Origin of the sequence: Atopomonas hussainii, from assembly GCF_900109735.1 — a bacterium.
GTDB lineage: Bacteria > Pseudomonadota > Gammaproteobacteria > Pseudomonadales > Pseudomonadaceae > Atopomonas > Atopomonas hussainii.
The window spans coordinates 58,024-67,449 of record NZ_FOAS01000016.1 but is presented as its reverse complement, the minus strand read 5'-3'; the positions used below and the strand labels follow the sequence as shown (position 1 = coordinate 67,449).

Annotated in this window: 12 protein-coding genes; 2 read left to right on the top strand and 10 right to left on the bottom strand. The window is 59.3% G+C overall.

Features of this window, described 5'->3' with window-relative positions; all coding sequences use genetic code 11:
* The 6 genes from BMX80_RS15305 to BMX80_RS15280 all read right to left on the bottom strand — a co-directional run.
* The coding region (locus BMX80_RS15305) for a transposase (RefSeq protein ID WP_139214169.1) at positions 1-261 on the bottom strand (261 nt) is incomplete at its 3' end.
* Positions 262-367: 106 nt separating this feature from the next.
* Complete coding sequence (locus tag BMX80_RS15300; RefSeq protein WP_074870186.1) at positions 368-745, bottom strand: DUF4288 domain-containing protein; 378 nt, start codon at positions 743-745, stop codon at positions 368-370.
* Between the two features lie 156 nt (positions 746-901).
* A complete protein-coding gene (locus BMX80_RS15295) occupies positions 902-1,411 on the bottom strand; it encodes a DUF4136 domain-containing protein (protein ID WP_074870182.1) in 510 nt (169 codons plus the stop codon).
* An 8-nt stretch (positions 1,412-1,419) separates the two neighbouring features.
* A complete protein-coding gene (locus BMX80_RS15290) occupies positions 1,420-1,935 on the bottom strand; it encodes a DUF4136 domain-containing protein (RefSeq protein ID WP_074870179.1) in 516 nt (171 codons plus the stop codon).
* Between the two features lie 69 nt (positions 1,936-2,004).
* Complete coding sequence (gene trmA / locus BMX80_RS15285; RefSeq protein ID WP_074870175.1) at positions 2,005-3,090, bottom strand: tRNA (uridine(54)-C5)-methyltransferase TrmA; 1,086 nt, start codon at positions 3,088-3,090, stop codon at positions 2,005-2,007.
* Positions 3,090-4,382 (bottom strand): NCS2 family permease, encoded by a 1,293-nt coding sequence (locus BMX80_RS15280; protein WP_074870172.1) that lies wholly within the window; start codon positions 4,380-4,382, stop codon positions 3,090-3,092. Before BMX80_RS15280 ends, trmA begins: the two co-directional genes overlap by 1 nt.
* 174 nt (positions 4,383-4,556) lie before the next feature.
* Here BMX80_RS15280 and BMX80_RS15275 point away from each other — a divergent pair, with 174 nt between their 5' ends.
* Positions 4,557-5,114 carry a DJ-1 family glyoxalase III gene (locus BMX80_RS15275; RefSeq protein WP_074870171.1) on the top strand — a complete coding sequence of 186 codons (558 nt, stop codon included), beginning with the start codon at positions 4,557-4,559 and terminating at the stop codon, positions 5,112-5,114.
* A 17-nt stretch (positions 5,115-5,131) separates the two neighbouring features.
* Here the strand turns inward: BMX80_RS15275 and BMX80_RS15270 are convergent, their stop codons facing one another.
* Positions 5,132-5,557: a CopD family protein gene (locus tag BMX80_RS15270; RefSeq protein WP_074870169.1), complete on the bottom strand. Its 426-nt coding sequence runs from the start codon at positions 5,555-5,557 to the stop codon at positions 5,132-5,134.
* Between the two features lie 120 nt (positions 5,558-5,677).
* On the opposite strand from BMX80_RS15270, the gene radA reads away from it, so the two are divergent.
* On the top strand, positions 5,678-7,039 hold the full coding sequence (radA, locus tag BMX80_RS15265; protein ID WP_074870166.1) for a DNA repair protein RadA: 1,362 nt from the start codon (positions 5,678-5,680) through the stop codon (positions 7,037-7,039).
* A 12-nt stretch (positions 7,040-7,051) separates the two neighbouring features.
* Here the strand turns inward: radA and BMX80_RS15260 are convergent, their stop codons facing one another.
* The 3 genes from BMX80_RS15260 to glyA form a co-directional block, all read right to left on the bottom strand.
* On the bottom strand, positions 7,052-7,420 hold the full coding sequence (locus BMX80_RS15260) for a PilZ domain-containing protein (RefSeq protein WP_074870164.1): 369 nt from the start codon (positions 7,418-7,420) through the stop codon (positions 7,052-7,054).
* A 27-nt stretch (positions 7,421-7,447) separates the two neighbouring features.
* Positions 7,448-7,912 carry a methyltransferase family protein gene (locus BMX80_RS15255; RefSeq protein ID WP_074870161.1) on the bottom strand — a complete coding sequence of 155 codons (465 nt, stop codon included), beginning with the start codon at positions 7,910-7,912 and terminating at the stop codon, positions 7,448-7,450.
* 130 nt (positions 7,913-8,042) lie between these two features.
* Positions 8,043-9,299, bottom strand: coding sequence for a serine hydroxymethyltransferase (glyA, locus tag BMX80_RS15250; protein WP_074870158.1), 1,257 nt, complete (start codon positions 9,297-9,299; stop codon positions 8,043-8,045).
* Positions 9,300-9,426 lie beyond the last annotated feature (127 nt).

Here is a 9,426-nt window from a genome sequence, read left to right as displayed (position 1 = left end):
AATAGCCTGACTGTCGTAAACCGCATCTTCTGTGCCTTCGTCCGAAAGACCAAAGCACTGCTGCACAACGTACAAGCGAAGCATGCGTGGCAAACCAATGCTGGGACGCCCACGCTTGCCCGTGTTGTCTGCATAGAAGGGGGCAATCTGAGCTTCAAGCAAGGTCCAAGGCGTGAGCTGCTCAAGATCGCTGAGAAATCGATCGCGGCGTGTCAGCTTTTTCTTGCCGGCATATTCGGCTTCGGAAAAGGTTTTTTGCATGCGGCTGACTCAGGCGATGGGCTTCCCGCGATTGTGCCAGCCAAGAGAGCTGCTGAGGAATAAATCAGCGTTTCCTTAGCTGAAAAATAAGTCTGCTCAGTTTTTGTTACTGTCGAAACTCATTGCGTTTACGTACCTGCTTTTGCAAGTTTTTAAGCTTTCTGGGGCGGTACTTTGCCCACATGATTTCGGCGCCATCGTCGAGCTCTTCATAGATTGGAAGTAACTCAGTGATACCTTCAAAAACCCATTGAACAGGTGTTGCATCAGGGCCGCCAAGATATGGCTCCGTTGTTTCAAGCGCGATTTTTATGGCTTTGTCGTAAGCCTCGTCTAGATTCGTGGCTCTGACAATGATCGTGTTTTCCCAAGAGATGAACATTTCTTCTGGGTCTTCATTGTTAGGATCGTTTATCTCCGTAAAGCGAATTAAATATGACGCTACGTACCAGTCGACAGGGGAGATATTTTTGTCGTGGGCCATTGTTGGTTCCTAACGTTTGGTCGGTAGGCTGCTCTGGTCAGTACCGCAGTGCGCTCATAGAACGATTTTGATCAGTGTTTGTTCCTCTGTTTATTCGGGGTTATATGAAGTTGTATTAAATCTTGTGAGGTTTCGTTGTCAGGCTTTATGGGGGCTTTACTGCGATCGATACTCCGGAAACCCCCGCAAAATCCGCTCTGCAAAGCCGTTATAACGACTTTGCGTATCCTGCGCCGAGGGCTTGATGTCATTGCGCAGTTGCACACTAAACACCCCTTGGTTATCGCGAGTGTCTTCAATATTCAGCATGAGCTCGCCGACTTGCTCTGGCACGGCGACTAGCTCTTCGTAAAGGTTGCCGTGGGCGTCTTGTTTTAAGACGACTTTCTTCAGGGTTTTATTGCGTAGCTCGGCGCTGTAGCGCAGTAGCAAGTCAGCTTGTTGCTGTGGAGGCAGGGCGACATAGCCTTTGGCTTGCATGGCGCGGTGCAAGGCGGGTTCTAGCAAGTGCTCTTGCGATTGCTGGTGGCCGCGGGTGAGCACGGCCTCAATGCGGTAGGTTTTCGCCGGTGCTTGGGCAGCGCTGGGGCTTTCTGAGCTGGGCTGTTGCGCACAGCCGCCGAGCAAGAAGGGTAATAAGAGCAGGGCGGCGGTTAGTGGGCGCATGGGCAGGCTCAGGGTGTGGCGCGGGGTACCTCATTAAACAGGCGCTTGGCGGCTTGGTCAAAAGCCTGTTGTGACAGGTCGGGGTGTTGCAGGGTGCGGCTGCCGGCGACGTCGAGCAGGATGTTGTCTTGCGTGTCGGTTAAGCGCAGGGCTAGCCGGGCATGTTGCTCTTGGTTGATCTCGGTGCGGGTGTAGGTGCCTTGGCTGCTGACGACTGGGCGCTGGTTGATGGCGGCTTGGGCGCTTAGGCCAAAGGCATATAGCACGCGGATGTCGGCGTTATCGGCTTGATAGCGATAGCCTTTGGCTTCTAGCGCTTTGCGCAGGGCTTGGTTAACGCTGGGCTCTAAGTCGAGGCGATGGCCTTTGGCGCGCACCGGCTCAAGGCTGAAGGTGCGCAGGTCATGCCAGCGCTCGGGGCCTTGCAGGGTGGGTAGCAGTTGATCGGTTTTCTCGGCACTGCCGCAGGCGCTAAGTAGCACAGCAGTGAATAGGACGGCAAGCAGACGCTGGAGTGTTGGCATGGTGAAGCCTCTTGTTTTGGCTCCACCCTAGTGGATCGGGGCGCGCTTGTCGCCCCAACTCACGATTAATCAGCGCCGCTCGAGCAGTACGCCGCTTTCCATATGGTGGGTATAGGGGAACTGGTCGAACAAGGCTGCGCGCGTCACCTGATGGGTTTCGCTGAGCAGGGCAAGGTTCTGCGCCAGTGTCTCCGGGTTGCAAGAGATATACAGAATGCGCGGGAAGCGCTGCACCAAGCGGCAGGTGTCGTCGTCCATGCCGGCGCGCGGCGGGTCGACGAATACGGTGCCGAACTCATAGCTGGGCAAATCCACACCGGCTAAGCGGCGGAACGGGCGCACGCCATTCAGCGCTTGGGTCAGTTCTTCGGCAGACAAGCGTACCAGCGTGGTGTTGCTAATGCCGTTGTCGGCCAAGTTATGCAGCGCGGCATTCACCGAGCTTTTGCTGATTTCGGTGGCCAATGCGCGACGTGCGCGGCTGGCCAGCGGCAGGGTGAAGTTACCGTTGCCGCAGTACAGCTCGAGCAGGTCGTCGTCGCGCTCGCCCATCACCTCATAGGCCCAGTTGAGCATCTTCTGGCAGACCTCGCCGTTGGGCTGGGTGAAAGCGCCCTCGGGCTGGCGATAGCGAAAGCTGCGGCCAGCCACTGTCAGGGTTTCTTCGGCGTAGTCGCGGCCAATCACCACGCGCTGACCGCGCGCACGGCCGATCAGGCTGACGTTCAGCTCCGCAGCCAAGGCGCTGGCGGCGGCGTGCCACGCGTCATCCAGCGGGCGGTGATAGCACAGGGTGATCAGTGCATCGCCGGCCAAGGTGGTTAAAAACTCCACCTGAAACAGCTTGAACGACAACGCATCGCTGGCCTGCCACGCGGCTTTTAAGCGCGGCATCAGCGCGTTGATGCGTTGGCTGGCGATGGGGAATTCTTCAATGAACACTGGCGTGCGTTTATCGCCGTCGAACATGGCGTAGTGGCGTTGGCCGTCTTCGCGCCACAGGCGGAACTCGGCGCGCAAGCGATAGTACTCGCGCGGGGAGTCGAAAATTTCCAGTTCTGGGGCGGCAAATGGGGCCAGCAGCTCACGCAGGCGGTTGGCTTTGTCGGCCAGCTGCGCGGTGTAAGCGGCGGGGTTAAACGCAGGAGCACTCATTAGGCGAAGAAACCCAACTTAACGATGAACAAACCACCCAGCACCAACAGGGCTGGATTCAAGTCTTTGTAACGACCGGCGAGCAGCTTGACCGCACACCAAGTGATAAAGCCGAAGGCGATACCGTTGGCGATCGAGAAGGTCAGCGGCATGGCCAGCGCGGTGACGACCACTGGCGCGGCGTCGGTGATGTCATCCCAATGCACTTGGGTCAGGCCGCCGGCCATCAGCACGGCCACGAAGAATAGCGCCGGTGCGGTGGCGTAAGCCGGTACAGCACCCGCCAGCGGGGAGATAAACAAGCAGGCGAGGAACAGGGCGGCTACTACGCAGGCGGTCAAGCCAGTACGGCCACCGGCGCTGATGCCTGCGGCAGATTCGATATAGCTAGTGGTGGTCGAAGTACCCATCGCCGCACCGGCCATGGTGGCGGTGCTGTCGGCCAGCAGCGCGCGGCCGAGCTTAGGCATCTTGCCGGTTTCATCCACCAGCTTGGCTTTTTGCGCCACGCCGATCAGGGTGCCGGAGGTGTCGAACAAATCGACGAACAAGAAGGCGAAGATCACGCTGATTAGGCCGATATCCAGCGCGCCGGCGATGTCCAGCTCCAGCAGGGTGGGCATCAGGCTTGGCGGGGCAGAGAACACGCCGTCGATGCTCGACTGGCCAAGGGCGATGGACAAGCCAGTGATGATCAAGATACCGATCATTACCGCGCCGGTCACTTGGCGGTGTGCCAGTGCCACGATGATCACGAAGCCTAAGGTGGCGAGCAGCGGGCCAGCTTGGGTCATGTCGCCCAAGGTAACCAGGGTGGCCGGATGATCGACGACGATGCCGGCGTTTTTCAGTGCAATCAGCGCCAAGAACAGGCCAATGCCTGCGGCAATCGCCGAGCGCAAAGCCATCGGGATGCTGTTGATGATCCACTCGCGCACTTTAAAAATCGACAATAAAAAGAACAGCGCACCGGAGATAAACACCGCGCCCAAGGCCACTTGCCATGAGTGCCCAAATTGGCCGACAACGGTGTAGGTGAAGAAGGCGTTCAGGCCCATGCCCGGTGCCAGCGCAATCGGGTAGTTGGCCATCAGACCCATGATCAGTGAGCCCAAGGCGGCGGCCAAGCAGGTGGCGACGAATACCGCGCCTTGGTCCATGCCGGTATCAGCCAGCATGTTGGGGTTTACGAACAGGATGTAGCCCATGGTCAGGAAGGTGGTGACCCCTGCCAGCACTTCGGTGCGCACGGTGGTTTGGTGTGCGCTGAGTTGGAACAGTCTTTCCAGCATTGCTTGATCCCCAAGAATGATTCGGGCCGCAGGGTGCGTGGCGTGCGCGGTTGTCTGTGTCGGCAACTTAACGCTGGCCTGCCCGGAAAACCGCGCAGCTTACCACTTGCCTGCGGTGGGGTGAATTTTTCCCCGTGGCGGTTCACACTCGGCCGATCAATGGAGGAATAGCGCATGACACAACAGGTATTAGTGGCCGTGGCCGACGGCATTGAAGACATCGAAACCGTGACCCTAATCGACGTGCTGCGCCGCGCCGAGCTTGACGTGTGCGTAGCCAGTGTTGGCCCTAAGCGGCAGCTGACCTGTGCGCGCGGCACGCGCCTGACTGCCGATGCCATGCTGGCCGAGATAAAAGCGCAAAGTTTTACAGCGGTGCTGTTGCCCGGCGGCTTACCGGGCGCTGAGCATTTGGCCGATTCCGACGAGTTGGCCGCTGTGGTGCAGGCACAAGCCGCGCGTGGCGAACTGTTCGGCGCTATCTGCGCGGCACCGGCGTTGGCCTTACAGCGCTTTGGCGTGCTTAAGAGCAGGCAAGTGACTTGCTACCCCAGCTTTGCTGAACGTTTAAGCGATTGCGCCTATGTCGATCAGCCCGTGGTGGAAGACGGCCCGTGCATCACCAGCCAAGGCCCCGCCACGGCGATGGCGTTTGCCTTGGCGGTGGTGGCGCGCTTATGTGGCGCCGAGAAGGCCGAGCAGATTGCTAAGGCGATGCTGTATCGGCCCTAGCCATAGGAGGCGTTGAGTTAACTCACGCGGAAGCTCAAGCCGGCCCAGACAAACCCAAGGCTAACTAGGGTGATGGCAGCGATATGCACGCCTAGCCAGCCAAGGTTGTCGGGGTTTAGGCGGGGGATCAGGCGTAGGCGAGCATGCGCGCCAAGCAGCGCGGTGGCTAATAGGCAGGCCAGCTTCATGCGGATCAGTGCGGCAAATGGCGAGTCACCCAGCCACTGCGCCGGTGGCAGCCATAAGCTGGCCAGCCACAAGCCGCTGATGATTTGCAGCAGTAGGGCGGGAATGCCGAGTTTTTCATAGCTTTGCTCAAAGGCGCGAATCGCCGCCACATCGCGGCTTTGCCAAGCCTTGGGGAATACGCGTAGCAGCAATAACAGATGCCCGCCAACCCAGACGCTGGCGCCTAAAAGGTGCACAAAGACTAATTCCCGCATGGCTTCCTCCGCTTGCTTGGCGCTCAGTATTGGCTGCGCGGCGGTGGTGCGGGCTGATCCTGATCAACGCAATGCGTATCATGCAGGCTTTGCGTCGCCCGCCCGGTTAAGGAACTCAACATGGCTAAACAGAAACGACTCTACGGCTGCAACGAATGCGGTGCGACCTTCGCCAAGTGGGCGGGCCAGTGCGGCGAGTGCGGCGCGTGGAACACCATGGTTGAAACTGTGGTGGAGGCTTCAGCCAGTGCCTCGCGCAGCAATAACTGGGCTGGTGCACAAGCGCAGGTGCAGACCTTGGCCGAGGTCAGCGTGGTGGAAGTGCCGCGCTTGGGCAGCGGCTCATCAGAGCTCGACCGTGTGCTCGGCGGTGGCTTGGTAGAAGGCTCGGTGGTGCTGATCGGCGGCGACCCCGGCATTGGCAAATCCACCATCTTGCTGCAAACCCTCTGCAGGCTGGCTGAGCAAGTGCCGGCGCTGTACGTGACTGGCGAAGAGTCGCAGCAGCAGGTGGCCATGCGAGCACGGCGCTTAGGCTTGGCCGAAGACAAGCTCAAGGTGATGACCGAAACCAGCATCGAGACCATTTTGGCTACCGCACGCCACGAGCGGCCTAAGGTGATGGTGCTCGATTCCATCCAGACCATTTATACCGAACAACTGCAGTCGGCCCCCGGCGGTGTGGCGCAGGTGCGCGAGAGCACCGCGCTGTTGGTGCGTTTTGCCAAGCAAAGCGGTACGGCGGTGTTTCTGGTCGGTCACGTGACCAAAGAAGGCTCGCTGGCCGGCCCGCGCGTGCTCGAGCACATGGTGGATACCGTGTTGTATTTCGAGGGCGAATCCGATGGCCGCTTGCGCTTGCTGCGCGCGGTGAAAAATCGTTTCGGCGCAGTGAATGAGCTGGGCGTGTTCGGCATGACCGATAAGGGCTTGAAGGAAGTCTCCAACCCTTCGGCTATCTTCCTCAATCGTGCCCAATCGGCGGTGCCGGGCAGCGTGGTGATGGCCACGTGGGAAGGTTCGCGGCCTATGTTGGTTGAAGTGCAGGCGCTGGTGGATACCAGTCACTTGGCCAATCCACGCCGCGTTACCTTGGGTTTAGATCAAAACCGTTTGGCCATGCTGCTCGCCGTGCTGCACCGCCACGGCGGCATAGCTACCTATGACCAAGACGTGTTCTTAAACGTGGTCGGCGGGGTGAAAGTGCTGGAAACGGCTGCTGACTTGGCGCTGCTGGCAGCGGTGATGTCGAGCTTGCGCAATCGCCCGCTGGAAGGCGACTTGCTGGTGTTTGGCGAGGTCGGTTTATCGGGTGAAATCCGCCCCGTGCCAAGCGGCCAAGAGCGCTTAAAAGAAGCCGCCAAGCATGGCTTTAAACGCGCCATCGTGCCGGTCGGTAACGCCCCTAAGCAGTCGCCTGAGGGGCTGGAGGTGGTGAAGGTGACGCGCCTCGATGAGGCTTTGGATGCGCTGTTTAATTAAATCAGTGGTTCTTTAGCTGTGAATGTCGATCAAAGTAGCCAGCTCGCGCTCCAGCAAGCTGGCATCGCCGAGGTTGAGCTCTAGCAAGCGGCGTAGATGGCTCATGGAGTCGACATCTAAGTGCTCGCACTTAAAGGCTAAGTGTTTGTCGCCATCGCGGGCGAGGCGCACTTCCATCACCACTTCGATGTCGGCACCCAGCTCGATGGTGGCCTGAAAGGTTTCGTCGACTTGGCCGCTCCAGCTCTCGGGGCGCTGCAGCAGTAAACCGTGCAGTGATAAGTCCAGCACCGGCACACGCCAGCGGGCGCTGCCTTGGCGCAAGTCGGCCTCGGCGTCGAAATGTACGCGGGCAAAGCGGCGGCGTTCGTCAGTGCTCATGGTGCTCTCCAAAGCGGTTTCTACCCACTATAGCCAACGGCGCACTTGGCTGCAGTAATGCGTGTAGTGTTCGGCAAAAATCCCCGTGAGCAAGGTTTCTTCGCGGCGAATCACCCCTTCGTTCATGCAGATTATCAGTGGCGGCAGCAGTAACACGGTCCACCAGCTGCTCAGCAGCAGGCCGATGCCTAAGAAGATCAGCGTATCGCCGAGATAAATCGGGTTGCGGCTAAAGCGGTACGGCCCTTCGATCAACAGTGCGCTGGGTTTTTTAAACGGGTTGATGGTGGTTTTGAAGCGGTGCATCAGGATGGCTGCCCAGGCGATCAGCAGTACGCCTGCGTCGATCAAACCCCAGCCGAGGTAACGCAGCCACGGGTTTTGCCCGTCGCCGCCCCAAGGTAATTGCAGGCTTAGCAACACATTAAACGCGATAAACAGCAGATAAATGACCGGCGGGGCGAGGGTGATGTGCGTGGCGGAGGGGCGCATGGCAGAACCTTATGCAGGGCTTTGCCTCAGCTTACTGGCACATTGGGCAGAAGTGCCACGCTTAAAAACGCCGCCCCAGAAACAACACAGCCCAGCAAAGGCTGGGCTGTGTGTGAGCTAAGCGAGGTGCTTAGGCGGTGTACACCGGGAACTTGGTGCACACGGCTTTGACCTTCTCGCGTACTGCGTCGACCACAGACTCATCGCCCATGTTGTCGAGGATGTCGCAGATCCACGTGGCCAGCTGGCTGCACTCGGCTTCGCCGAAACCACGGGTGGTGACCGCTGGGGTACCGATACGCAGGCCAGAGGTTACAAACGGTGAACGCGGGTCGTTCGGCACGGCGTTCTTGTTTACGGTGATGAAGGCGCGGCCCAGGGCTGCGTCGGCATCTTTGCCGGTGATGTCTTGCTTGATCAGCGAGAGCAGGAACAGGTGGTTCTGCGTGCCGCCAGACACCACATCAAAGCCGCGTTCGATAAACACTTTGCCCATCGCTTGGGCGTTCTTCACCACTTGCTGCTGGTAGGTTTTGAACTCCGGCTGCAGGGCTTCTTTGAAGCACACGGCCTTGGCGGCAATCACGTGCATCAGCGGGCCACCTTGGCCGCCGGGGAATACGGCTGAGTTGAGCTTCTTCTCAATCTCTTCGTTGGCTTTGGCCAGAATCAGGCCGCCACGCGGGCCGCGCAGGGTTTTGTGAGTGGTGGTGGTGACCACATCGGCAAACGGTACTGGGTTGGGGTACACGCCAGCGGCAACCAGACCGGCCACGTGGGCCATGTCGACGAACAGGTAAGCGCCAACCTTGTCAGCGATTTCGCGGAAGCGGGCGAAGTCCAGTACCTGCGAGTAGGCGCTGAAGCCGGCGATGATCATCTTCGGCTGGTGCTCAACGGCCAGTGCTTCGACGTCGTCGTAGTTGATCAGGCCAGTGTCGGCGTCGATACCGTACTGCACGGCGTTGTAGATCTTGCCGGAGAAGTTAACGCTGGCGCCGTGGGTCAGGTGACCGCCGTGGGCCAGGCTCATGCCCAGTACGGTGTCGCCCGGCTTAACCAGGGCTTGGAATACGGCGCTGTTAGCTTGGCTGCCGGAGTGCGGCTGCACGTTGGCGTAGTCGGCGCCGAACAGCTCTTTGGCGCGGTCGATGGCCAGTTGCTCAACGATGTCGACGTATTCGCAGCCACCGTAGTAGCGCTTGTGCGGGTAGCCTTCGGCGTACTTGTTGGTCAGCACGCTGCCTTGCGCTTCCATCACCGCGGGGCTGGTGTAGTTTTCCGAGGCAATCAGCTCGATATGCTCTTCCTGACGCTGGGCTTCTTGCGCCATGGCGGCGGCCAGGTCGGCATCGTAACGGGCGAGGGTCAGATCACGGCTGAACATGGGATATCCCCTAATTGGTAACGTGATGGCGGCAGGCGCCGGAAAAAGGCGTGCATTCTACCCCAAGCGAATGGGTTAGGCACATGAGGCGCGGTCAGTTGCTGGATAAGCGGCGTTCATCTGGCAA